The organism is Nocardia sp. NPDC060255 (assembly GCF_042727395.1).
Classification (GTDB): domain Bacteria; phylum Actinomycetota; class Actinomycetes; order Mycobacteriales; family Mycobacteriaceae; genus Nocardia.
On sequence record NZ_JBHXAU010000026.1, the window covers coordinates 23,002 to 46,888 of the forward strand.

The 23,887-nt window shown below is 65.7% G+C and carries 24 protein-coding genes; 7 read left to right on the top strand and 17 right to left on the bottom strand.

Translation table 11 applies throughout. The features are described 5' to 3' along the window. Positions 1–23: 23 nt before the first annotated feature. From ACFWF1_RS34995 to ACFWF1_RS35025, 7 genes are all read right to left on the bottom strand, one after another. A complete protein-coding gene (locus tag ACFWF1_RS34995) occupies positions 24–1,223 on the bottom strand; it encodes an ROK family protein (RefSeq protein WP_379289718.1) in 1,200 nt (399 codons plus the stop codon). A 26-nt stretch (positions 1,224–1,249) separates the two neighbouring features. Then, complete coding sequence (locus ACFWF1_RS35000) at positions 1,250–2,485, bottom strand: sugar ABC transporter permease (protein ID WP_379289716.1); 1,236 nt, start codon at positions 2,483–2,485, stop codon at positions 1,250–1,252. Continuing rightward, positions 2,482–3,255 (bottom strand): ATP-binding cassette domain-containing protein, encoded by a 774-nt coding sequence (locus tag ACFWF1_RS35005; protein WP_379289715.1) that lies wholly within the window; start codon positions 3,253–3,255, stop codon positions 2,482–2,484. The genes ACFWF1_RS35000 and ACFWF1_RS35005 overlap by 4 nt, the downstream gene beginning before the upstream one ends. A gap of 70 nt (positions 3,256–3,325) precedes the next feature. Beyond that, entirely contained in the window at positions 3,326–4,411 is a 1,086-nt protein-coding gene (locus tag ACFWF1_RS35010) for a sugar ABC transporter substrate-binding protein (protein WP_379289713.1), read from the bottom strand. Positions 4,412–4,629: 218 nt separating this feature from the next. Further along, the gene (locus tag ACFWF1_RS35015; RefSeq protein WP_379289711.1) at positions 4,630–5,226 is read right to left on the bottom strand and encodes an NAD(P)H-dependent oxidoreductase; all 597 of its coding nucleotides are present in this window, start codon (positions 5,224–5,226) and stop codon (positions 4,630–4,632) included. A 54-nt stretch (positions 5,227–5,280) separates the two neighbouring features. Then, positions 5,281–6,039 (bottom strand): class I SAM-dependent methyltransferase, encoded by a 759-nt coding sequence (locus ACFWF1_RS35020; RefSeq protein ID WP_379289709.1) that lies wholly within the window; start codon positions 6,037–6,039, stop codon positions 5,281–5,283. A 140-nt stretch (positions 6,040–6,179) separates the two neighbouring features. After that, the gene (locus ACFWF1_RS35025) at positions 6,180–7,100 is read right to left on the bottom strand and encodes an LLM class flavin-dependent oxidoreductase (protein ID WP_379289707.1); all 921 of its coding nucleotides are present in this window, start codon (positions 7,098–7,100) and stop codon (positions 6,180–6,182) included. A 335-nt stretch (positions 7,101–7,435) separates the two neighbouring features. On the opposite strand from ACFWF1_RS35025, the gene ACFWF1_RS35030 reads away from it, so the two are divergent. Together ACFWF1_RS35030 and ACFWF1_RS35035 are read left to right on the top strand one after the other, a co-directional pair. Beyond that, positions 7,436–8,071, top strand: coding sequence for a DUF4433 domain-containing protein (locus tag ACFWF1_RS35030; protein ID WP_379289705.1), 636 nt, complete (start codon positions 7,436–7,438; stop codon positions 8,069–8,071). A gap of 69 nt (positions 8,072–8,140) precedes the next feature. After that, positions 8,141–9,583, top strand: coding sequence for a macro domain-containing protein (locus tag ACFWF1_RS35035; protein WP_379289703.1), 1,443 nt, complete (start codon positions 8,141–8,143; stop codon positions 9,581–9,583). Between the two features lie 13 nt (positions 9,584–9,596). Here the strand turns inward: ACFWF1_RS35035 and ACFWF1_RS35040 are convergent, their stop codons facing one another. Both ACFWF1_RS35040 and ACFWF1_RS35045 read right to left on the bottom strand, forming a co-directional pair. Beyond that, positions 9,597–10,007: a nitroreductase family deazaflavin-dependent oxidoreductase gene (locus ACFWF1_RS35040; protein WP_379289701.1), complete on the bottom strand. Its 411-nt coding sequence runs from the start codon at positions 10,005–10,007 to the stop codon at positions 9,597–9,599. Positions 10,008–10,159: 152 nt separating this feature from the next. Next, a complete protein-coding gene (locus ACFWF1_RS35045; protein WP_379289699.1) occupies positions 10,160–11,671 on the bottom strand; it encodes a flavin-containing monooxygenase in 1,512 nt (503 codons plus the stop codon). Between the two features lie 69 nt (positions 11,672–11,740). On the opposite strand from ACFWF1_RS35045, the gene ACFWF1_RS35050 reads away from it, so the two are divergent. Further along, positions 11,741–12,757 (top strand): AraC family transcriptional regulator ligand-binding domain-containing protein, encoded by a 1,017-nt coding sequence (locus ACFWF1_RS35050; protein ID WP_379289697.1) that lies wholly within the window; start codon positions 11,741–11,743, stop codon positions 12,755–12,757. 3 nt (positions 12,758–12,760) lie between these two features. Here ACFWF1_RS35050 and ACFWF1_RS35055 read toward each other — a convergent pair whose 3' ends face one another. After that, on the bottom strand, positions 12,761–13,330 hold the full coding sequence (locus ACFWF1_RS35055; RefSeq protein ID WP_379289695.1) for a TetR/AcrR family transcriptional regulator: 570 nt from the start codon (positions 13,328–13,330) through the stop codon (positions 12,761–12,763). 126 nt (positions 13,331–13,456) lie between these two features. Here ACFWF1_RS35055 and ACFWF1_RS35060 point away from each other — a divergent pair, with 126 nt between their 5' ends. Beyond that, positions 13,457–14,887, top strand: coding sequence for an MFS transporter (locus ACFWF1_RS35060; protein ID WP_379289693.1), 1,431 nt, complete (start codon positions 13,457–13,459; stop codon positions 14,885–14,887). A 95-nt stretch (positions 14,888–14,982) separates the two neighbouring features. Here ACFWF1_RS35060 and ACFWF1_RS35065 read toward each other — a convergent pair whose 3' ends face one another. The 4 genes from ACFWF1_RS35065 to ACFWF1_RS35080 form a co-directional block, all read right to left on the bottom strand. Continuing rightward, on the bottom strand, positions 14,983–15,468 hold the full coding sequence (locus tag ACFWF1_RS35065; protein ID WP_379289691.1) for a hypothetical protein: 486 nt from the start codon (positions 15,466–15,468) through the stop codon (positions 14,983–14,985). 341 nt (positions 15,469–15,809) lie between these two features. Continuing rightward, complete coding sequence (locus ACFWF1_RS35070) at positions 15,810–16,976, bottom strand: DUF6545 domain-containing protein (protein WP_379289689.1); 1,167 nt, start codon at positions 16,974–16,976, stop codon at positions 15,810–15,812. A 4-nt stretch (positions 16,977–16,980) separates the two neighbouring features. Continuing rightward, on the bottom strand, positions 16,981–17,517 hold the full coding sequence (locus ACFWF1_RS35075; RefSeq protein ID WP_379289688.1) for a hypothetical protein: 537 nt from the start codon (positions 17,515–17,517) through the stop codon (positions 16,981–16,983). Positions 17,518–17,870: 353 nt separating this feature from the next. Beyond that, the gene (locus ACFWF1_RS35080) at positions 17,871–18,350 is read right to left on the bottom strand and encodes a MarR family winged helix-turn-helix transcriptional regulator (RefSeq protein WP_379289686.1); all 480 of its coding nucleotides are present in this window, start codon (positions 18,348–18,350) and stop codon (positions 17,871–17,873) included. An 81-nt stretch (positions 18,351–18,431) separates the two neighbouring features. Here ACFWF1_RS35080 and ACFWF1_RS35085 point away from each other — a divergent pair, with 81 nt between their 5' ends. Beyond that, positions 18,432–19,694, top strand: a complete 1,263-nt coding sequence (locus ACFWF1_RS35085; protein WP_379289684.1) for an FAD-dependent oxidoreductase — start codon at positions 18,432–18,434, stop codon at positions 19,692–19,694. Here the strand turns inward: ACFWF1_RS35085 and ACFWF1_RS35090 are convergent. Then, positions 19,646–20,635: a zinc-binding alcohol dehydrogenase family protein gene (locus tag ACFWF1_RS35090; RefSeq protein WP_379289682.1), complete on the bottom strand. Its 990-nt coding sequence runs from the start codon at positions 20,633–20,635 to the stop codon at positions 19,646–19,648. The two genes, ACFWF1_RS35085 and ACFWF1_RS35090, sit on opposite strands and share 49 nt — an antisense overlap. Positions 20,636–20,639: 4 nt before the next feature. Next, the gene (locus ACFWF1_RS35095) at positions 20,640–21,104 is read right to left on the bottom strand and encodes a MarR family winged helix-turn-helix transcriptional regulator (RefSeq protein WP_379289680.1); all 465 of its coding nucleotides are present in this window, start codon (positions 21,102–21,104) and stop codon (positions 20,640–20,642) included. Positions 21,105–21,253: 149 nt separating this feature from the next. Here ACFWF1_RS35095 and ACFWF1_RS35100 point away from each other — a divergent pair, with 149 nt between their 5' ends. Together ACFWF1_RS35100 and ACFWF1_RS35105 are read left to right on the top strand one after the other, a co-directional pair. Next, positions 21,254–21,790, top strand: a complete 537-nt coding sequence (locus ACFWF1_RS35100) for a YdcF family protein (RefSeq protein ID WP_379289797.1) — start codon at positions 21,254–21,256, stop codon at positions 21,788–21,790. A 46-nt stretch (positions 21,791–21,836) separates the two neighbouring features. Then, on the top strand, positions 21,837–22,568 hold the full coding sequence (locus ACFWF1_RS35105; protein WP_379289678.1) for a VIT family protein: 732 nt from the start codon (positions 21,837–21,839) through the stop codon (positions 22,566–22,568). 46 nt (positions 22,569–22,614) lie between these two features. Here ACFWF1_RS35105 and ACFWF1_RS35110 read toward each other — a convergent pair whose 3' ends face one another. Next, entirely contained in the window at positions 22,615–23,826 is a 1,212-nt protein-coding gene (locus ACFWF1_RS35110; protein WP_379289676.1) for an alpha/beta hydrolase family protein, read from the bottom strand. Positions 23,827–23,887 lie beyond the last annotated feature (61 nt).

The window sequence follows — 23,887 nt, forward strand, 5'->3', positions numbered from 1 at the left end:
CCGTGGTTGGCCCGCACCCGGTTTCAGCTGCGGATCCGGGCCAGCGTCTGCACCGGGTCGGTCAGCACATCGGTGAAGGCGAGCTCCGCGGCGCCGAGCAAGGTGGCGTCACCGCCGAGCGCCGAGGTGCGCAACCGCACTCGCTCGCGGACCGCGAGCAGGCCGTCGACCGCCACCCGGCTGCGCACCTGGGCGGCCGAGGCGAGGTAGATCTCGCGCAGCACGCCACCGAAAACAACCATCGACGGGTTGAAGATGTTCACCAGATTGGCGACGCCGTAGCCGAGCCAGTCCCCCACCTGGTGCAGCGCGTCCCTGGCCGTCGAGTCGCCGCGGGCCGCGTCCTCCACGATCGCCTCGACCGCGGCCCGGCCCGCCGGGTCGGTGCGCCCGGCGGCGGCGATCAGGCCGAGCTCGCCCGCCTCGACCTCGAGGCAGCCGTGCGATCCACACGCGCAGGCCCGCCCGTCCCGGTTGACGATCATGTGGCCGACCTCGCCCGCGTAGCCGCCCTCGCCGCCGAGCAGCTGGCCGCCCATGATGATGCCCGCGCCGATGCCGACGTCGCCGTGCAGGTAGATCAGGTCGGACAGGCCTGCGGCGACACCGCGTTCGCGTTCCGCAAGCGCGCCCAGGTTGGCGTTGTTGCCGACCGCGACGCGCAGGCCGAGGTCGAGTTCCCGGGTCAGGCTGGCGCCGAACGGCACATCGACCCAGCCGATGTTCGGTCCGTAGCGGACGACACCGTCCTCCTCCCGCACCATCCCGCAGAACGCCACACCGACACCGACACACACGGCATCGCGGGTGGCCTTGCCGATCATCTCGCGCGCCATGCTCGCCAGCGTGGCGATCACGTCGTCCGGGTCGAAAGTGCCACGCGGACGGACGGTTTCGACCTGATCGAGGACCGATCCGCCCAGCCCGACCCTGGCCGCGGCGAGCCGGTCGGCGCCGACGTCGAGCGCGACGACGTAGACGCGATCCGATTCCGGCCGCACCACCAGCGAGGGACGGCCCGCCCTGCCGGTCTGGCCCGGCAGTTCCTCGCGCACCAGACCGACCGCGGCCAGGTCGGCGGTCAACGCCAGAATGGTGCTGCGGTTCAGCCCCATTCGCTCCGCGAGCGTGGCCCGCGAGACCGGACCGCCGCGATGGACGTGCCGGAGCAACACAGCCAGATTGCTCTTTCGGATCTCATCAGGAGAAGGGGCTGCCCGCATTCACCGTCCTTCGCTGCCGGGTGGGATTACCTACGGAGTAGCGTGCGCTTTCGGGACAGGGCGTCTACCCCCGCCGCCAAGAGCAGCACGAATCCTGTCACAACGAATTTCGTGCCCGCGCTGTAGCCCATCAGGCCCATGCCGTTGTCGATCACCGCGACCACGGCGGCGCCGAGGACCGCGTCCAGCATGCGGCCGCGACCGCCGAACAGGCTGGTGCCGCCGATGACCGCCGCACCGACCGCGAGGAGCAGTACGCTGCTGCCGCCGGTGTTCGGGTCGACGGAGTTCGCGCGGGAGGCCGCGACCAGGCCACCGACCGCGGCCATCGTCGAACACAGCACGAAGGCAGTGATTTTCACGCGATCGACCGTGATGCCCGCCCGCCGCGCGGCCTCGGCGTTGCCGCCGACCGCATAGATGTGCCTGCCGAAGGACGTGCGGTTGAGCACAAAGGTCCACAGCAGCAACAGGATCGCGATCAGCGGGACCACGATCGGCATGCCCTTGAGCGAGTGCAGTTCCGGGTTGCGGCTGCGTTCGCCGTTGAGCACCAGCACCGCGATGCCGAGTACCACCGCGACACCGACGATTCGCGCCACGATCACCGGCGCGGTCTCGCCGGTGAGCCCGAGTTTGGTGCGGGCCCGCAGTTTCCGGTATTGCAGGAACGCGAACCCGACCACCAGCACGAGATACATCAGCCAGCCGATCAGCGGCGGGACGTTCTTGTTCGCGATGGCGAGGATGGTGTCGTCGCGGATGGAGATGTTGCGGCCGTTGTCCATGACCTTCAGCGCAACCCCTTGCAGCGCAAGGAAAGCCGCGAGCGTCACGACGAACGACGGTATGCCGATCTTCACCACGATGGTGCCGATGGTCAGCCCGATCACCACCCCGGTGAGCAGCGACGCCACTACCGCCAGGTACCAGGGCCAGCCGCGGTCGGTGAGCAATACCGCGAGCACCGCCGCGCACACGCCGCTGGTGAATCCGGCCGACAGGTCGATCTCGCCGAGCAGCAGCACGAAGATCAGGCCCATCGCGATCACCGCGATCGCCGCGCCCTGGGTGAACAGGTTCGCGAAGTTGGCCTCGGACATGAAGACCGGGCGCGCGGCCCAGAAGACGCAGGACAGGATGATCAGGGCGAGCACGGAGGGTAGCGCGCCCATGTCACCGCTGCGCACTCGTCCGACGTAGGTATTGACTAAATCGGAAACCGGTGCAGTAGTTGGTTTTTCGGTAAGAACGGCGCTCATCCTTTTACTCCATTCGCGTCCAGGCCCAGTGCGCCGCTGCGGCCCGCCGTAATCAGTTCGACGACCTGGCCGTGGGTCACATCGGAGGTCCGGACCTGGGCGGCCATCCGCCCCAGGTACAGCGCCGCGATCCGATCCGAGACCGCGAAGACGTCGTTCATGTTGTGCGAGATCAGCACCACCGCGAGGCCTCGGTCGGCCAAGCGGCGCACCAGCTCCAGCACCTGCTGGGTCTGCTGCACGCCGAGCGCGGCGGTCGGCTCGTCCAGGATCACCACCTTGCTGTTCCACAGCACCGCTTTCGCGATCGCGACGGTCTGCCGCTGGCCGCCGGACAGGCTGGACACCTGCTGCCGGACACTCTTGACGGTCCGAACGGACAAGCTCGCCAACGTCTTTCCGGCCAGCTCCTCCATCGCGTACTCGTCGAGCACGATGCCGTTCTTGCGCTCGCGGCCGAGAAACATGTTCTGGACGATGTCGAGGTTGTCGCAGAGCGCGAGATCCTGGTACACGATCTCGATGCCGAGCGCGCCCGCGTCGCGCGGGCTGTGCACCTGAACGGGCTTGCCCTCGAAGAGGAATTCGCCCGCATCGATCGGATGGGTGCCGCCGATGCACTTGACGAGCGTGGACTTTCCGGCCCCGTTGTCGCCGACCAGCGCCGTCACCTCACCCGCGTAGGCGCTGAAGGCGACGTCGTGCAGGACATGAACCGGCCCGAAACTCTTTTCTAGGCCGCGTAATTCGACTACCGGCGTATCACTCATGGGTACTGCTCCTGAGAAGGGGCCCCCGTCCGCCGTCCCCTCATCGAAACGGCGGAAGGGGCTGGGGCGATCAGATGCCGTTGTCCGCGCAGAGTTTCGCGATGTCGCCGGTGCACAGCTCAGCCTTGGTGACATAGCCGTCCGCGACAACGTCTTTCACCTGCTGGATGTAGATCGGCTTGGGCTCCAACAGCACCGACGGCACGTCGGTCTTCGCCTCCGGGTCCTGCACCTTGCCGTTCGCCTGACCCGGCTGGCCCTTGGTCAGCCCGATGGCCAGCTCGGCCGCCGCCTCGGCTTCCTTCTTGATCGCCTTGTACACGGTGAGGCACTGATCGCCCTTCAGGACGTTCTGCAGGCCCTGCACCGTGGCGTCCTGGCCGCTCACCGGGACCTGGCCGTTGAGCTTCTGCTTCTTCAGCACCGCGATCGCGGCGTTGGCGAGTCCGTCGTTGGCGGCCACCACGCCACCGATGTTCGGTGTGCCGGTGAGCATCTGCTCGAAGATGGTGCCCGCCTGGGTGTTATCCCATTCCGGCACGGCCTGGTCCGGGCCCTTCACGAACTGGCCCGCGTCGAACTTCGGCTTCAGCACGCCGTCGTAGCCGGTCTTCAGCAGCGTGGCGTTGTTGTCGGTCGGGCCGCCGTTGAGGTAGGCGACCACCGGCTTGACCGCGTTCTTGTCCGTCAGGCACTTGGCCACGCCCTCACCGAGCAGGCTGCCGACCTTCACATTGTCGAACGACACGTAGAACTGGGCGCCGCCGCCGAGGGTGAGCCGGTCGTAGTCGATGACCGTGACGCCCTGCGCCTTGGCCTTCTGGATCACGGCCTTGCCGGTGCCGCTGTCCAGGTTCGTCATCAGCAGCACCGAGGCGCCGTTGGTCATCATCTGATCGGCGATCGTCTGGAAGGCGGTCTTGTCGCCCTGCGCGTTCTGGATGTCGGCCTTGACGCCTGCCGAGTCGAACGCCTGCTGCAGGTACTTGCGGTCTGCGGTCTCCCAGCGGGCCGAGGTCTTGCTGTCCGGCAGGATCACCCCGATCTTGGCGCCGCCACCTCCCGAGCTTTTCGAGTCGTCACCACAGGCGGTCAAAGTCAACGAGGTAAGCACGGCGACCGAGACGGCCGCAACGCCGAGAATGCCCTTACGCATGAGGGGGCCTTTCGTGGAACCACCGGCCCGGCAGTGCCAGGACGGTCGAGGTCGAGCGAATGTTGTTCGCTGCAACATATTCGACTGTGACCCACAGCACAACCTGTTCAAGCGACCAATTTGTTGTTGGAGATAACAATCAGGACACGTGAGCAGGTGCTCACATCCGCCCCGGGCCGGGCGATGTGGCATCGGCTCGATCGGCGGAGATCGACTGCTTACGTATCCGTGGCAAGGGCGGCGGCCAGGTCGCGGGCGTCGCGCAGCCAGGTGGTGCGCTGCTGTTCGGTGGAGTCGGTCACCGTGCGGAATACCTTGCGCCGCACGTCTTCCACGCCGATGTAGGGCAGCACGCAGGATGCCCAGATCTGCTGCAGTGGGTCGCCGAAGACGTCGCGCTCGCGATCCTCGGTGGTGTCGGAGGTGTTGAGGATCAGGGCGCGCTTGGCGTGCAGTAGTCCGATCGGTTCTCCGGCCGCGTCGGACAGTTTGTATGCGACGGCAGGGGTGAGGACCCGCTGTACCCAGCCGGTCAGGATCGCGGGCGGCATCCCCCACCAGTTCGGGTGGACGAATATCAAGGCATCGAGCTCGGCAAGTTCGTCTTGGTACCGCCGAACCCGCTCGTCGCCCGACTGCGTGCCGTCGACCGTCTCGGTTTCCTGCGCGGCCAGCATCGGATCGAAGCCCTCCGCATACAGGTCATGCGGCACAACCTCGACCGCTTGTCCCTGCAATTCGTCGACCACCGCATCGAAAAGCGCTCTGTTGAAACTGTCGGCCTGGGGATGGGCCAGGTACACCGCGATACGCATGCTGACCACTGTGCCCGTGAGAAGCCTTTCCGGACAATCCTATTCAGCGCGGCTTCATGGGGATTCTCGACGCAATACCGCCTGATATTCCCATGCGTCCCAGAGCGGATGAGTGGTCGAATACCGTTGGTCCGTCCGGAGTTCCGCGCCGTCGAGTTCCATGCGCTCGACGACAAGACCGGTGCCTTCGGCCAAGAGCAGCAGATCGGCGGGCGAGTAGCAGCGGCCGAACTGATCCAGCGCTTCGGACTCCTTGTCGACCGGCCACCACCGATCGCTGAAGCGGCTGGAAATCGGGTCGTAGTCATTGAAGTTCGCGAGGTCGACGACGTATTCCTCCTGGTCGACCTCGCCGGCGACCCGAGCCCACTTCCACGGGCTGAACACATCGACGATCATCGCGCCGCCCGGCCGCAACCATTCGCCGCTGACCCGGCGGAGCAGCGTGCGCTGGTCAGCGTCGCTACCGACACCGAAGCCGTTCCAATAGACCACACAGTCGAACTGCTCATCGAATTCGACCTGATAGAAATCGCCTTCGACGATCCGCAGGTCGCGCCCCGCGACCTCGGCCGCTCGTTCCCTCGCCTGCCGCGCACGCACCGAACTGAGCTCCACCGCGACCACGGAGTAGCCGAGATCCGCCGTGACCACCGCGGTTGTCCCACTGCCCGCACCCAATTCGAGGACACGTTCGACGCCATCGCCCGCCAGCCGCGCGATCAACGCGGCACGCCGCCGGTCCGACTCCTGCACGGTCTGCGGACCCCACCACATCGGGGCGGTCTCGAAGAACTGCTTGACCCAATCCATGAATAGTCCCCCCTCGCCAGACGGTCACCGGCCCGCTCTACCCCCGGGCCGATTCGGTACCTCTCGGATCCTGCCCGATGTTCGGCCACACGGAAAGGGCAAGGCCGACAGGCCTGTTGGTCCGGTTGCCTCGGCCTAGCTCAGGCGACGTGCGGCAGGACCTCGGCGGTGATCCGCTCCATCTGCGCGGCCGAGTCGAAAAGTGGGTTGATCAGGATCATTTCGGCCCCGGCGGCGGCCACCGCGCGCAGTTCCTGAATGCAGGTCTCCGGTGGTCCGCAGACGGCGACCGGCAGCAGAGTCTTGCCGAAGTCACCGTATTGGGAGATCAGGGCCTCGGTCATCCGGCGCTGTGCGCGGTCCACGTCGTCATCCACCGCGATGTAGACGCGCTTCGCGATGGGGAAATCCGTTGCGTCCCTGCCATTCTCGGCGAGCGCCGCACGAACGATCGGGACCTGCTCGGCGAACTTGGCCGTCGTCGTTGACCCGGCTCCGAAGAACCCGTCCCCCTGCCGAACCGCCCGCCGCAACGCAGCAGGCTTACTACCACCGAACCACAAAGGCGGATAAGGCTTCTGAAACGGCTTCGGCTCCATCGCGGCCCCCGCCAACTGCCAGAACTCCCCGTCGATATCCACCTCCGGCTGCGTCCACAGCGCCTTCATCACCCGCAGCCCCTCATTGAACCGCCGCACCAAATTGTCCGCAGGATCAACCCCGAAAGCCGAAAACGCCCGCCCCCGCCCACCAATCCCCACCCCGACCTCGAGCCGCCCCCGACTCAACTGATCAACCGTAGAGATCCGCTTCGCCAAATGCACCGGATTGTGCAACGGCGTAACAAACACCGCACACCCCAACCGCAGCCGCTCATTACAGGCCGCCGCGAACGCCAACGTCTCCAACGGACTCGAACTAGGCGAAGCCCCCAACACCTGCTCCGTCATCCACGCACTCTCGAACCCGAGCTCCTCCGCCCGCCCCAGATACTCCCGCAGGTCCCTCGGCTGGAAGGTCCCATCGGCGGCATGCTGCGGAATCGAGATCGCATATCGCATACCCGACCCTAACGCGGCCAGCCCGACGACGTCCGCGACTCGAGGTCAGCAGCGGTGTGGCGGACCCGCGGCTGCGGTCTGCCGGTCCATCACCTCCGGAAGCGAATTGCCCGCTCCGGGCGGAAGCATCCGGATTCGTCGGAATTCGTCACCACGGTGGGCGCCGATCCGATACGGTTTGGTCGACCGGGAGCGTTGGGGTGCGATACCGAGGGGGACAGTTCATGGGGGCTATCAGTTGCGGGAGACGGCGAACAGCTGCTGAGACCGACCATGCCACCAGATACCGGTCGACCGATGTGGACGCAGGAAGCATCGAGGGCTGAGTACCGACAGTGTCTCGCCCGAAGCCGACGACAGTGCTGCACTTTACCCATATCTCTCATCTGCCGAAGATATGCCAACATGGCTTACTCGCAGACAGCCAAGCGCAGCAAGCCGGTGTGATCGACCATGAGGCCGGCAATCTGGGGATCAAGAAGAACCGGCGATTCCGATCAGTGCCAGTCAGTCGAGGTGGCACGGTTGCCGACTATGTACCCTTCTATTTCGCCCCTAGAAGTCCGATGATGTACGCAATCCATAAAGGAAACGTAGAGACCTATAACGGCTACCATGGTGATCTCATATATCTGCGGACTACCGTCGAGCAATTAGTCAACCACGACCTGCAACCGGTATTCACTGACCGGAATGCCGCACTGGAGATCGCAAGGTTTTCCGACGACATCGCCGAATTGGACACGATGATCGATTGGCCGCTGATGACGGCACGCATGTGGAATAACACCGAGAATGATCAGGATCGCCGCGAACGGCGGATGGCCGAGTGCCTCGTCCATGGGCGGGTACCCTGGTCTGCGTTCACCGAGGTCGTCGTGCAGAGCCAAGACCATGCAACCCGGATCGAGCTGCCCGATAGGCCGGACAGCAGACCATCCATCTCTGTCAGACCCTACTGGTACTTCTAACACATGGAGTCGTTCGCTGTGATCACTCAGGCCACAGGCAACCTGCTCCGCGCCGACACGGATGCGTTGGTGAACACCGTCAACACCGTGGGCGTGATGGGCAAGGGGATCGCACTGCAGTTCCGTCGCGCCTATCCCGAGATGTTCGCGGCGTACCAAAAGGCATGTGAGCGTGGCGAAGTCCAGATCGGCAAGATGCATGTCTGGGAAACGGGAACACTCGAAGGCCCGCACTACATCATCAATTTCCCTACGAAGAGGCACTGGCGAGCCGGCTCGCGACTGCAAGACATCGAATCGGGTCTCACCGATCTTGTCGCGGTGATCATCGAGCTCGGCATCACTTCGATCGCCATTCCCCCCCTCGGCTGTGGAAATGGTGGGCTGAAGTGGGCCGAAGTGGAACCGCTCATCACCTCGGCTCTGCAGTCACTGCCGGATCTCGACGCTCGCGTGTACTCCCCCGGCGCTACGCCCAGTGCCGATGACATGGTGAACGCCACACCTCGACCTGAGATGACGATCGGCCGCGCGGCGCTCGTCGAACTCCTGTCTCGATACCTGCGAAACGCGCTGGAAGCGACCCCACTCGAAATCCAGAAGTTGATGTACTTCCTGCAAGTAGTCGGCGAGCCGCTGCGACTCGAATACACCAAAGGGACCTACGGGCCATATGCCGATAGCCTGCGGCGGGTGCTGAGCCTGGTCGAGGGGCACTTCCTTACCGGCTACGGTGACGGCTCGTCGCGGGTGCTGGATGCAACGTCGATCCGGCCGCTACCTGGAATCGCCCTCGAAGCAACGCGAATCCTGGCCGACTATCCCGTCACCCGCCAACGAATAGCTCTGGTAGACAACATCACCAACGGTTTCGAGTCGATGTACGGCATGGAATTGCTCGCGACAGTGCACTGGCTCACCGATCATGACCCAGACGCCGCGAAGGACTGGCGGCGGACCGCTGAGCTCATCCGGGAATGGACCCCACGCAAAGCGGAGATGTTCACCGACGACCACGTACAAGCCGCATGGAAACGGCTACGAGAACACGGCTTGATCGCCGACAGTGCGACCAGCAATTCAGTGCTACAGGACAATAATCTTGCATTGTCTGCCGATCGCGCGGTCTCGGAGAATATCAACCGCAGCGAACTCGACGCCAGACTTGTCCAAGTCATCGAGGGTTCCCGATTTTCGTGGTCGGATATGGCCGTAATTACCGGCACCCGAGACGAGGCCGAGCATCTCCAGGCTGTTCTGGATCATGCTGGTATTCCAACCCTTTCGCTCGAAGATTTCGACGGCACCCCGCAGAATGCCGTCAAAGTCGGCACCGTACGTCGCGCGAAGGGGGTTGAATTCGCCGCCGTCTTCCACCCGACCTCAGCACACAAACCGGACGAGGAACTCTCCGACGCGGAACGCGCGGCCGCCGAGCTGGTGGCACGACAGGCGATGGTGGCGCTGACGAGGGCGCGGGAATACCTGTGGGTAGGCGTGATCGAGGGGTGAATCTCATCGGCTCTCAGTCGATGAGTTGCAGGGTTACTACGGGGATTACTCGGTCGGTTTTTTGTTCGTATTCGGCGAAGCCGGGCATTACGGCGACCATGGCGGCGTAGAGGCGGTCGCGTTCTGGGCCGGAGGTGATGGGGGTGGCGGTGGCTTTGTGGGTTTCGGTGCCTACCTCGATGGTGACTTCGGGGTTGGCGCGGAGGTTGTGGTACCAGTCGGGGCTGGTGGGGGCGCCTGCCTTGGAGGCGATGATGACGAGGTTGTCGCCGTCGCGGACGTAGGCGACGGGGGTGGTGCGGGAGAGGCCGGATTTGGCGCCGGTGGTGGTGAGCAGGAGGAGGTCGCCGCCTTCGAAGGGGCCGCCTACCTTGCCTGCGTTGTTGCGGAATTCTTCGATGATCTGCGTGTTCCAGTCGGACATGCTGGGCTCCTCTGGTGGGAAAGCGGATTACGCCGTTACCCGAGCCTATCGACAAGATCGGCCGAACCGGCGCTACCCGAGGAACCCACGGCCCGTCGAGCGGGACATCGCCGCGGCACCGGCCGACGCGCTGTCCCGCTCGACGGAGCCGGTCAGCGAGAAACCGACAAAATGGGTTCTCGCACTGCTGATTTGGGCGTGGCGGCGAGGGTTTTGGTGAGATCGGTGCGTAGCGTTCGGGCCGAGTCGAGCAGGTAGTTCTGGCGGATCTTCCAGGGGTGACGGTCGCCCTGGTGCGGGAAGTCGGCGATCGAGCGCTGGATGTAGCCTGCGTCGAGGTCGAGCAGGGGTTGTTCGTTGAGGTCGCCGTCGGGCTCGGGGACGACGGCGGCGTAGCCGCGGCGATCCATGTGGTTGAGGACCTTGCAGACCAGGCGGGAGCTGAGGTCGGCGCGCAGGGTCCAGGAGGCGTTGGTGTAGCCGATGCAGACGGCGAAGTTGGGCAGACCGGTGAGCATGGCGCCCTGCCAGATGAATTGGTCGGACAGCACGATCGGTTGGCCATCCACGCGCGGGGTGATGCCGCCGAAAGGCAGCATCTGCAGGCCGGTGGCGGTGACGACGATGTCGGCCCGCAGGATTCGGCCGGACTTCAGTCGAATGCCTTCCGGCACAAAGGCATCGATGTGGTCGGTGACGACCTCGGCCTTGCCCTTCTTCATCGCCTTGAAGAAGTCGGCGTCGGGGACGGCGCACAGGCGCTGGTCCCACGGGTTGTAGCTGGGCGTGAAGTGTTCGGCTACTACCTTCTCGTCCTTGAGGATTCGAGTGGTGAGGGCGGTGAGTAGTTTGCGCGCGGCGGCGGGGCGACGACGGCAGTACTGGTAGAAGCCGATCGTGAACAGGATGTTCTTGGTGCGGATCACCCGGTGCGCCAGGTTCGGCGGCAGCAGTTCACGGATCTTGTCCGCGTACTTGTCGCGGCCGGGGACGGCGCTGATCCAGGTCGGGCTGCGCTGCAGCATGGTCACCAGTTCGGCCTGCTTCGCCATCGAGGGCACGAGGGTGACCGCGGTGGCGCCGCTGCCGATCACGACCACCCGCTTACCGGTGTAGTCGAGGTCTTCCGGCCAGAACTGCGGATGCACCACCCGACCGGAAAACGAAGCGAGGCCGGGGAATTCGGGCGTGTAGCCGCGGTCGTAGTTGTAGTAGCCCGCGCAGGCGTAGAGGAAGCCACAGGTCAGCGAGCGCCACGAGATGTTGCCCGCTGCGTCCCGCTCTTCGAGAGTCAGTGTCCAGCGGGCGGTTTCGCTCGACCAGTCGGCGGCGACCACCTTGGTCTGGTAGCGGATGTGCCGGTCGATGCCGAATTCGGCGGCGGTGTCGTTGATGTAGCGCCGAATCGACAGCCCGTCGGCGATCGATTTGGCATCGCGCCACGGCTTGAACGGGTAGCCGAGGGTGAACATGTCCGAGTCCGAGCGGATGCCGGGATAGCGGAACAGATCCCAGGTGCCGCCCATCGCGGCCCGCGCCTCGAGGACAGCGTAGGTCTTGCCGGGGCACTCGGTCTGCAGCCGGTAGGCGGCGCCGATGCCGGAGAGGCCGGCGCCGACTATGACGACGTCGAGGTGTTCGAGGGCTACAGCGGTCTCGTTCATGGTTCCAGTGTGAGACCGCACCGACCGGCTTTCTTGACTTTGCACGACAAGTATTTAACTCTGGACGACATGACGGTGATCCGATCGGCCGGACTGCGCGGCTTCCGCGCGACGGTCGCCGAACTCGGGGGCGATGCCGAGCAGTACGCCACCGCCTGTGGCCTGCCGATCGCCGCGCTCGACACCGACGACCTGCTGATCCCCGATCAAGCGCTGGCCGCGGTACTGGAACTGGCCGCGCAGCGACTGAACCGCCCCGATCTCGGCCTGCTCATTTCCCGCCGCCAAGACCTCGACATGCTCGGCCCGCTGGCCCTGGCCATCCGCAACTCGCCGTCGCTGACGCGCGTGCTGGAATGCACGGCGCGCTACCTGTTCCTGCACGCCCGCGCACTCACCCTGACCCCGGAACCGGACCCGTACGGCGATCGCGGCGTGATCGCGCTGCACTACGGCGTCCAGCCCGGCATGCTGTCGCCCATTCAGGCAACAGATCTCGGACTTGCCTTCGTACACCACACCATTCAGCGATTGGCCGAAGACCACTACCGATTGCTGTCGGTCGAATTGCCGTACCGGCCAACGGCACCGATCGAACGCTACGAGGAATTCTTCGGCGCGCCGGTACACACGAACCGGCCGTACGCGGCGCTGCGGGTGCCACGAAATCTGCCGACGCTGCCGCTGAGCGGCGGTGACGAGAACCTGCACCGATTGGCGATGGCGTTCCTGGCCGAGCAGGCGGGCGGCATCGACGCCTCGATGGTACCCAAGGTGCGCGCCACCGTACAGCAGCTACTCGGCACGATGGCGCCCGAAATAGGTTCCGTAGCAAGGATATTGACCCTCCACCCGCGCACCCTGCAACGTCGCCTCGCCGCGGAGGGCGCCTCGTTCGCCACCATCCTCGACGACGTCCGCCGCGACGAAGCCCGCCGCTACCTCACCACCACCGACATGCCGATGAGCCAGGTGGCCTCCGTGATCGGATTGTCCGAGCAGTCGACCTTCACCCGATGCTGCCGAAGATGGTGGGGCACAACGCCGACCGCGGTGCGCCGCGCGGGCGCCCACCATCGAGCGTGACGACTATCGGGTAACGCGCAACCCGTCGAGCGTGACGGCGAGCAACCGCTCGGCCGCCTCCGGCGTCTTCTCACAGGCGGCGCCGATGCCGTGCCCCAGTCGCAGCACGTCACGCGGCTCGATATCGGTCCGGATCGCGCCCGCGTCCTGCGCGGCCTTCACCAGCGCGGTGGACGCGTCGTTGATCAAAGCCCGGCACAGGGTGAAGGTTTCGGAATCGTGATCGATCAACGCCTTCAACGTGACCGCGAGACTGCGCTTCTCCATGACGAACGCCACCTGCTCGCGCATCCACAGCTCGAATGCCTCGGCGGGCGAATGGGTTTCGAGTAGCTCGGTGGCGCGCTGACTCAGCCGTTCGATGCTGTCGCGGTACACCGCCTCCATGAGCGCTTCGCGATTCGGGAAGTGCCGGTAGAGCGTTCCCGCGCCGACGGCGGCGCGGCGCGCGATGTCATCGAGGGGCGCCTCCGGCCCCTCTTCGGCGAACGCCTCGCGCGCGCACTCGACGATCCGCGCATAGTTTCGCCGCGCATCGGCCCGCATCGGCCGCGCCGTCGACGGTTCGTCCACGATCCCTCCAGTGGAAACGGATGAAGTCTCCGGTTAGTCTTGCGTAAACGGAGAACCTCTCCATATGATAGCTCTATCGGAAACGGAGACTCTCTCCGTTTAGCTCACGAATCGATGGAGCGCTTCTTGTCCACGACCACAATCTCCGCGGGCACCCCCACGTCCGCACTCGGAAGCCGGCCGTTCCGCTCCGGCCTCGTGCTGGTCACCCTGCTGACCTGCCAATTGATGATCATCCTCGACATCACCGTGATGAATGTGGCGCTGCCACGCATCCGCACCGACCTGGAGTTCAGCGCCACCGGCCTGTCCTGGGTGATGAACGCCTACACCCTGGTCTTCGGCGGCCTGCTGCTGCTCGGCGGCCGCGCCGGTGACCTGTTCGGCAGGCGCAACCTGTTCATCGCTGGCACAACTCTTTTCACCCTGGCCTCGCTGGCGGGCGGGCTGGCACCGTCGGCGACCTGGCTGCTCGTCGCCCGCGTCGTCCAGGGCATCGGCGCGGCGATGGCGGGCCCGAGCACGCTCGCACTGCTGACCACGACGTTCACCGAACCCAAGGCCCGCATCCGGGTCCTCGCGCTGTTCTCCGGCATGTCCAGTGCGGGCTTCGCCATCGGCCTGATCCTCGGCGGCCTGCTGACCCAATGGCTGAGCTGGCGCTCGGTGCTGTTCATCAACGTGCCCTTCGGGCTGGTGGTGGTCGTGCTCGCGCTGCGCTACCTGCCCGACGCGGTACGCAAGCCCGCCCACCTCGACCTACCCGGCGCGGTCACCGCGACCGGCGGCGTCGCCGCGCTGGTCTACGGCTTCATCAGCGCCGCGTCGAACGGCTGGAGCAACGACATCACCGAGATATCGCTGGCCGCAGGCGTGCTCCTGCTCGCCGCGTTCCTGACGATCGAACTGCGCACGGCCGAACCCCTGCTGCCGCTGCGGCTGTTCACCGACCGCAACCGCGCCGCCGCCTACGCGAACATGTTCTTCGGGCCGATGGCAGGCATGTCGATGTTCTTCTTCCTGACTCAGTACCTCCAGGAAGTGCGCGGATTGAGTGCGCTGGCAACGGGTTTCGCGTTCCTGCCGACCGCGATACTGATGTTCACGATGATCCGGCTGATCCCCCGATTGCTGCCGCGCTTCGGGCCGAAGCCGGTGACTCTGATCGGCACCGCGTTGATGGGGTCCGGGTTGGCGTTGCTGACCCAGCTGACGACCGACAGCGGCTACTTCCCGCTGCTGTTCGTGGCGATGCTGCTGATGGGGCTCGGTATCGGGCTGGCGTTCTCGCCGCTGAACGTGATCATCATGTCGAGCGTGCCGCCGAGCGACGCGGGCGCGGCGGGCGGTGCGCTGCAGACGCTGCAGCAGACCGGTTCCGCGCTCGGCCTGGCCATCCTGGTCACGGTGTTCGGCACGGCGGCGCGGGGCGCCTCGGGATCGGCGCAGCAGGTCCTGGTCAGTGGCACGACGACGGCGTTCGCCGCGGCGGTCGGCGTCGCGGTGCTGACCTTCCTGGTCGCGCTCACTTTCCGCAGTAACCGATCGACCACCTGATCTCTCGCCGGCGGTCCGGTGCCCACCCGTGGCGCTGGACCGCCTGCTTTCCGGCACCGGGCGAAGATGTTGGCGCCGTGGGCGATACGCGGGAACTATTCTCGCCGAGGGTCCGGGAGCTTTCTGAGTGTCTCGGTGAGCTCGATGATGGCGTCGTAGCTCAGTGTGAGCCCGCCACCGCCACCGGCGGTCAGTCCCCTCGCGGCCCAGTTGGTCAAACCTTTCGCGGTCAGCACCTGCTGGAGCTCGATCGAGGCGCGTTGGGTTTCGAGTAGGTCCGCTACCTCTTGCGCGGTGTACACCGGTTCGCCGATCCGGACGAGGTCCGTATCGCCGAAGAACGACTCTCGCGCCGTGCCGGACTTGAGCTGCAGCGACTTTTCGATCTTCGCGAACGAGGCCGACGTCGGGTTGGGGCCGCTGCCGTCCTCGAGGGTTACCTGTCGTTGCGGCGAGAGACCGTCACGTTCGCTGACGGCGTCCATGGTGAGGCCGAGCACCTGTTTACGGAGGTGGAACACCCGCTCGCCGAATCGCTTCCGCAGGTACTTCTCCCGCTTCCGCAGGTTCTCCTCATCCATGAAAGGTGATCCTACCGGGAACCGGACCTCACCACAGCTATTCCATTTTTGTTCTATTTAATTCTATCGTTCGACAGGTAAACCTGCGTTAGCCCGGCGATGGGCATGACAGTGGGCTTACGAAACTTCTATTGACATTAAACAAAAATTCTATTTAGCTTCCAGTAGACGTCCACGCGGCAGTCGACGTCGCTCACACCCTGGAAGGAAGACACATTGGTGGCGGGAGAGCCTGACGGCGGCTGAAGACGTTGAAGGGGTGCGCGGAGGGGATGCACCCAACGACGTCGAGCAAACGGTGCCCGCCGTCGTCCACGGAGTTCGGGTGCCGATCGCTACGGTCAGCCGCTGACGTTCTCGTCCGTCCGCTTATGAAGCAGCGATTGCGCGGGCGTCCAAAGCCGAAGCAACACTTCGACATCAGGCACTTGGGGCCGGGTGCCGTTCAGCGGCGTGACCGATCCGCTGTCGCCGCTGCCGAGTAGGTGGGCCGCGATGACCAGCGCGACGGCCTCACGCATGCCTTTCTGCTCGCCTTTGTCGATGGTGGTCGCGATCAGTTCTTCGACGGCGACCGGCAGCGGCTCGGTATATCTGGCAACGATTTTCACCGCGTCGCGGATCTCGATGCGCCTGCGATTGAGCCGTTCCGCCGGTCCGGTGTTCCAGCGATCGTTCCATCGCAGCACCAGCACCGCCTCCGGTGCGGCATCGGTCAGCTCGCGCCACAGCGGACGCAGCTGCCGCAATCGGATCAGCTGGGCCCCCGCTCGTACCGAGGGATAGATGAACGCGGCGAAGATCAGCGCACCGATGTACAGCTGTGGCTCACCGGAGGCGAACCAGTCGCTGGTGAGTTGGTAGCCGTGACGGGCGAATTCAGTATCCACCCCCGCCGCGCCCAGCCCGGCGAAGAAGGGCAGCGCTGCCATGGGAAGCCCGCTGACGACAGCGGCAATGGCGACGATGATTACCGCAGCGCGTTCGTATCGAGTCGTCGTATGGCGCATCAGGGTGGCCATGCGTCGACCCATGTAGGGCGCCACCACCATCGGCAGAGCCCAGCACAACCCCACGTAGACCCCGTAGCGCCAGCCGCCGTGATCGGCGATCGAGATCCCCTCCGATCGTGCCGGAGCACTCAGGACCAGGAAGGCCACGCCGACGGCGACCGCGAAGGCGATCGCTGCTCGGAACCCGGTGCGGTATCGGACGGGCCCATATTCGTAGCGGAGGAACAGACCCAGTCCGCACACCCACGAGGCGACCGTTGTCCAATGCCAGATATCGAAGAGGGTTGGTAGTCCCCCGGGTACCCAGCCTTCCAGGTGGCGGGCGATGGTGGGTTCACGCAGCAGCACCCCGGCAGCAGTGATCGACGCCCACATGTTCATCAGGTGATCCTCGTGTGAGGCGTGGCGCACCAACAGAATTCGGCTCGACGCGATAACGACGATGAACACGGTCGCCGAGAAGCTGATCCAGGTGGGAGATTGCTCGGGCCACATCCAGTCAGAACAGCTTCAACAAGGGGACCCGGCGCCGTTCGTCGCTGCGGCGAGTCATCGGCAGGACCATCGTCGCCAGCAGCTCCGCGTAATACTCTTCGCTCCTGCGGTAACCACTCGCTCCGCGCGCGCTGCGGATCATGCCCGGGTCGTGCGGACCGAGGTCGACACCAGCGAGCATGCTCACCAGTTCGGTGGCCGAGGAATCCTGACCGTGTTCCAGCAACATATGACCGAGCTCATGGACGACGACGTGCAGATCGTCCGGATCTTGCAGCAGGATGACGTCGTAGTCGGGGGCTGCCAGCCACAATCCGCACAAGCCCGGCGGCACGGCTACCGGCAACGGCAATCGCAGGATCCGCCGGCCCCGAATGCGTTCCACCTCGGCGAAGAGATCCTCGACCGTCCAGTCGAAGTATTCGGTTCCCGTCGCGCTCGCCATCGAACGCCGCTTCTCCAGCAGGCCCTGGTCCAGATCCTCGACCAAGGCACGCAAGCGGGCACGCGCGGACCTTGCCGACCATCGTCGAAGGCTCATATCAGGTCGCCCCCGGCTCGAACGATGACGGTGGAGTCGGTGCCAGTGATGGTTGTGCGGCGGTCATCTCATCGACATCTCCCCACCCCCCTTGCCCCCGGCGAATGCAGCTTGGTCTCGAGCCCCGAGCATATCCGCAGGAGCCGAATCTCGAAGCAGCTACCGATGGCGACCATCGAGGTCACAGCGATCAATCAGGTTTGATACCGATCGGTCGGGTCCGCGCCCCTCGCGCTCGAGGGGTGCGTGAGGCGTTGCGCGGACCCGTTCCGGCACCCATCGCCGGTGCGACAGATCGGATTCCTTTGTACAGGTGATGATATCGACATCGCGGAGCGACCGCTGGTGAATCGTCAGCGTCGAAATCCTTTGGGCAGCGCGGCGATCCGGCCGCGATGGCGTTCTTGCAGTTCGCGGGAGCGACGCAGGAAGTCCAGCACGAGCTCCAGCTCGTCGGCGGTATAGCGCGCCACGTCGGCCGCGCCCTCCTCGGCGATAGGGCCGTAGATCTCCCAGGCCTTCGCGGCGGCCGCCGGGGTGATCCGGACCAGGACTTTGCGCCGATCCCCCGGTTCGGGATGACGGACGACGTAGCCGAGCTTGGCGAGGCGATCCAGCATGGTGGTCACGCTGCCGCTGGTCAGGCCGAGTGCGGTCGCGAGCGCACTCGGCGTCGAATCACCTTCCAGCAGAATTTCCAGGCAGCTCAGGTCGGTGCGATTGACACCGAGAACGGTGGCGGCGGCCGAGTCGACCGCGTCGACCGCGGCCTGCAGGGCCTGCGATTCGCGTCCCACCTGCTCACGTAGGGTTTCCAAGTTTTCTCTTGACATTCAAGCCTCTTGACAGTCAAATTACTTATGTCTTGATTATCAAGATACATCAAATGGGCAGCAGGGTTTCGGAGGCACACCATGAAGAAGACGTTGATCATCGGCGGCGGGATCGCCGGGCCGGTCACGGCGATGGCACTGCAGCAGGCGGGGCTGGAGCCGATCGTCTGCGAGGCCTACCAGGAGGCGGCGGCCGAGCAGATCGGCGCGTACCTGACGGTCGCGGTGAACGGGCTGTCGGCGCTGTCGCTGCTGGATGCCGAACGCGTCGTGACGGAAACGGGACATCCGACCGGCACGCTGTCCTTCTCGACCAGCGGTGGCAAGCACATCGTGGACATGCCGATCGGCGGCACGCTGCCCGACGGCACCACCACGCACAGCGTCAAGCGGCGCGACCTGTATCGCGCACTCAATGCCGAGGCGGCGCGGCGCGGCGTGCGCTACGAGTATGGCAAGCGCCTGGTCGACGCGACGCCGACCGTCGGCGGCGGGGTCAACGCCCGGTTCGCCGACGGCAGCACGATCGACGCCGACGTGCTGATCGGCGCCGACGGAATCCGCTCCCGGACACGGGAAATCATCGATCCGTCGGCACCGGAGGCGCACTACCTCGGCATCTACGGGCTCGGCGGATTCGTCACCAACCGGGCCCTGTACGCCGAACTCGGGCTCCGGCCCGGCGTCTACAGCATGATCTTCGGCAAGAAGGCGTTCTTCGGCTACCTGGTCGCGCCGGACGGCGAGATCTGGTGGTTCGCCAATGTGCCACGGGCAAGCGAACTTTCGCGCGAGGAATCCGCGAGCACGACGGTATCGCAGTGGCGTGATCAGCTCGTCGAACTACTGCTGGTCGACAACACCCCGGCCGCCCGCATCGTCGGTGCGACACCGGAGCACACCTTCGTGCCCGGCTTCAACCAGTACGACATGCCCTCGGTGCGCACCTGGCACAACGACAACATGGTCATCGTCGGCGACGCCGCGCACGCCGTGGCCTCCTCGTCCGGTCAGGGTGTCTCGATCGCGGTGGAAGACGCGGTGACACTGGCGATCTGCCTGCGCGACCTCCCCGATACCGCCGCCGCGTTGGCGGAGTACGAGGCCCGCCGCCGCGACCGGGTCGAACGTGTCGTTCAGCACGGCGCGGAGACCAGCGGCGACAAGGCGTCCAACGGGTTCGGCAGGCTGCTCGTCCGCCTGCTCACTCCCTACTTCCTGAAGAAGGCCGCCAAAACCGGTGTCGCCCCGTTGAGTTGGATGTTCGACTACCGAATCAACTGGGACACCGATGCTCAGAGCGCGACGACGAGTTTGCCGGTCGCGCCGCCGGATTCCATGTAGCCGTGAGCTTCCTGGATCTGGTCGAGAGTGAAGACGCGGTCGATGGGGATGGTGATCCGTCCGTCGGCGGCCGCGTCGAGGAAGTCCTGCAGGACGTCGGCGGGCAGGTCACTCGCGTCGCCGCCGTAGGCGGTGAGACGGACGCCCTGCGGGAGGTAGCCGAGGGGATAGAAGTTCTCGACGATCCACTCGTTGGACAACATGCCGGTGAAGCAGACGACGCCCTGGATTCTGGTGGCGCGCAGGGTATCCGGCAGGGTCGGGGTGCCGACGAGTTCGAGGGCGGTGTCGACGCCGGCGGGGCTGATGCGGCGGACCTGGTCGGCGACCGTGCCGGTGTCGATCAGCACGTGGTCGACACCGAGTTGTTTCAGCGCATCGGCTTTCGCCGGATTCCGCGTGGTCGCGAAGACGGTCATGTCGCGCTGTTTGGCGAGGATCGCGGTGGCCGCGCCGACCGAGGAGGTCCCGCCGCGGATCAGGATCGACTGGCCCGGTCGGCCGTCGAGCCCGATGGTCAGCGAACCGTAGGCGGTCTGCAGCATCTCCGGGACCGCGCCGAGGGTGGACCAGTCCAGTGCGCTGGCGAACGGGATGACCTGGGCCGCGGGGACGCAGGTGTACTCGGCGTAGCCGCCGTCGAAGGTGCGGCCCATGCCGCCCATCATCGCGACGACCTGCTGCCCGATCTCGAATTCGCCAGTGGGACAGTCGACTACGACGCCGGTCGCCTCGATGCCGGGTACTCGGGGGAAGGTAACGCCTTCCGCCAGACCGAGTCTGGTGTGTAGTTCGGACCTGTTGAGGCCGAACGCCTTTACCCGGATGAGCACCTCCCCTGGCCGTGGTTTCGGGACAGGTAGCTCCCTTATCCGCAGGGCCTCCAGTGGACCTGGACCGTCCAGCACTACGGCCCGCATGGTGGTGGGAATCGCGGACATTCGATCACTCCTTCTCGAGCTCCGCCGCCGGTGCGGCGGACAGGTTGGCGGTGCGGAGCAGCCGCAGGGTGGCGTCGAGCCGGTCCACGGAATCGGTGCCGAGCACCGCGCCGATCCGCTCGGCGAGTTCGGCCTCGACGGTGGCCGTTGCCGCACGCAGCAGGCGTTCGCCACTGCGCGTCAAGGTGATTCGCGAGGAACGACCGTCGGCGGGGTCGCGCTGCCGTTCCGCGTGCCCCGCGGCCTGCACCCGGTCGACGACCTTGCTGGCCCCGCCCTCGGTGATGGTCATCGCGTCGGCGATATCTCGCACCCGCGCCCCGCCGAGCCGGTCGGCGACCCGCATCATCTCGAACCAGGGCAGCGGCATCGCATGGTCATCGCGCAGCCGCCGCTCGACGGCGTTCCACAGCAGGATTTCCACCCGCACCAGTTGGTCGAACAGTTCGACCAGGCGCGCTTCCGCCACTGAACACTCCATTCCATGTCATGCTTTGCATCCAGACGATACCGATATCAGCCACATCAGTGTCGGCAAGATCCATTCCATGGAATGGAACATACCAAGGCGCGTCAGTATTCCGCCGGGCTTTCGGTATCGTCGGGCTGGTGACCGGGCTGCGGCGAGCTGGAATCTTCTTCGGAGCCCTGCTCGGCCTGGTCGTGCTGATCGGGCTCGCGGGTCTGCCGGTGTACGTCTATCCGCAAACCGATCCGCTGCGTAAGGCCGATGCCATCGTGGTGCTCGGCGGCACCGCCTACGAACGGTTCGACGTCGGGCTGGACCTCGCCGAGCGCGGATACGCTCCTACGCTGTTGATCTCGCGGTCCACCGGACTCTACGACCACGAGATGGACAAGTACTGCGCGGGGAAATTCGACTTCACCGTCAACTGTTTCGTGCCCGACCCGTGGACCACCGAGGGCGAGGCGCACGAAATCCGGCGGCGGGCGCAGCAATTCGGCTGGCATCACATCATCGTGGTGACCTACACCCCGCATGTGTCGCGGGCGCGCTACATCGTGTCGAAATGCTTCGACGGCGAGCTGACCATGGTGGCGAGCCCGAGCGATTCAGGGCTGCGCTTCTGGGCGTGGATGTACCTCAGGCAGTCGGCGGGATACCTGCGGGCGTTTCTGTCGCCGGGATGTTGAGCGGGCTCACAGCTAGCCGGCCGAACTTCGCTTAGTCTTTCGCCTCATGGACGAAACGACCAGCGAACCCGCAGGCGCGCACCCGCACGAGCCCCACACCGAGGGGCTGGCGTCCAAGCTGAACTGGTTGCGCGCCGGGGTGCTCGGCGCCAACGACGGCATCGTGTCCACGGCCGGGCTGGTCGTCGGCGTCGCCGCGGCGACGACCAGCACCAGCGCCATCTTCACCGCGGGCATCGCCGGACTGTCGGCCGGCGCGATCTCGATGGCGGTCGGCGAGTACGTGTCGGTGAGCACCCAGCGCGATTCCGAGCGGGCCCTGCTCGCGAAGGAACAGCGCGAACTGCGGGACGAGCCGGAATTCGAATTGGCCGAGTTGGCGGGCATCTACGAGCGCAAGGGACTGTCCGCGGCCACGGCACGCAAGGTCGCCGAGGAGCTCACCGCGCACGACGCGTTCACCGCGCACGCCGAGGCCGAGCTGGGGCTCAACCCCAATGAGCTGACCAATCCGTGGCAGGCGGCGTTCTCCTCGGCGGTGTCGTTCACGCTCGGCGCGCTGCTGCCGTTGCTCGCCATCCTGCTGCCCCCGGTTTCGGTGCGGATTCCGATCACCTTCGCCGCGGTGCTGGTCGCGTTGGCGGTCACCGGTTCGGTGAGCGCCCGCCTCGGCGGCAGCGAGCGCGGCCGGGCGGTGCTGCGGGTGGTGATCGGCGGGGCGCTGGCCATGGCGGTCACCTACGGCATCGGGCAACTGGCGGATGTCGCCGGGATCTGATGCGGTGGAAGGGTTTCCGGCCCATCAGATCCCGAGAACATCGACGTCACGCAACCGGCTGTGCTTCGAAAGTGGCATCGAGCCAATCGAATACCCGCTGGTTGGTCAGCAGCGTCGCGCCCATGTGGCAGTGCGCGCCCGCGCCCTCGGCGTTGGTGCCGACGATCAGCTCCTTCTCGCAGGTGAGCGCCGCATAGACGCGCTGCGCCTCACCTCGGAAGAACAGGTCGTTCTCGGCGTCCAAAACCAGTGTCGGGCAGTTGATCTGGTGCGCGACGCCGTCCAAGGTGTACGGCTTGGTCTTGCGAATGTAGTCGGCAGGTGAGTCGGCGCCGAAGGTCCAGGTGCCGTTGCGCAGCGCCCACCGAGCGGTGGTGTTGACCGCCATGACCAGTCCGATGACCGGGAGCGCTTCGGCGTCACGGCCGGCTTCGACCCACTCGGCGAGGAACTCGGGCAGCGCGTTCATGTTGCCCGCGTGGTAGTCGAAGAGGCCATCGTTGAGCACCAGCGCGGCGAGCCGGTCCTCGAAGGCGGCGGCGCGGGCGACCAGGTAGCCGCCGAGGCTGTAGCCGTACAACGCGATTCGCGCCGGATCCACCTCCGGCAGGCTGAGCGCGTAATCGACCACCGGGGTGATGACGGCCTCCCAGTCGGGTCGGAAGGTCAGCCCCTGCTCCCGGATCGCCGCGCCCTGGCCGGGGCCGTCGAAGGCGAGTACGTGATAGCCGCGCTCGACCGCGGCGGCGGCCAGCACGAACCAGGCCTCCTCCAGAGTCGAGTCGAAGCCGCTGTTGAAGATCACCGTCGGCCGCGGCGTGCCGGAATCGTCGACGAGAAAGAGGTAGCCGGGCAGGGTGGTCTCCTGGAAGGGAATCGACACCGAGCGCACCGGGGTGTCGAACAATTCCGCTGCCTGCGCGAATGTTTCGCGCGAGCGGTTGGAAAGGTCGCGGGCCTCGGGGTCTTCGGCCGGGTTGTCGCGGCGGTAGAACTCGGCGGTGCGGTAGTAGTTCGAAGCACGCAGTAGGGCCTGGCGGGCGCTGACCCTGCGCCCCTTCGCCAGGCAGTCGGTGCCGATCGCGTGCACCCGCTCGGCGGTGGCCCGCCACTCGCGCAGCCACGCCGCCTCGTCGCCGTCGGTGATCCGGCTGGCGGTGGCCAGCACCTCGCCCAGCTCGGCGCCGCCGTAACCGGCGAAGCCCGCCGCGCGCAGTGCCTCGAAATCGAAGGACTCGTCGTCGAAGAGGAATTTCATGGCTCTACCTCGCCCTTAGCGTCGATACGGTTGCGTTTCGTCGTACGAGAAGAACGGTACG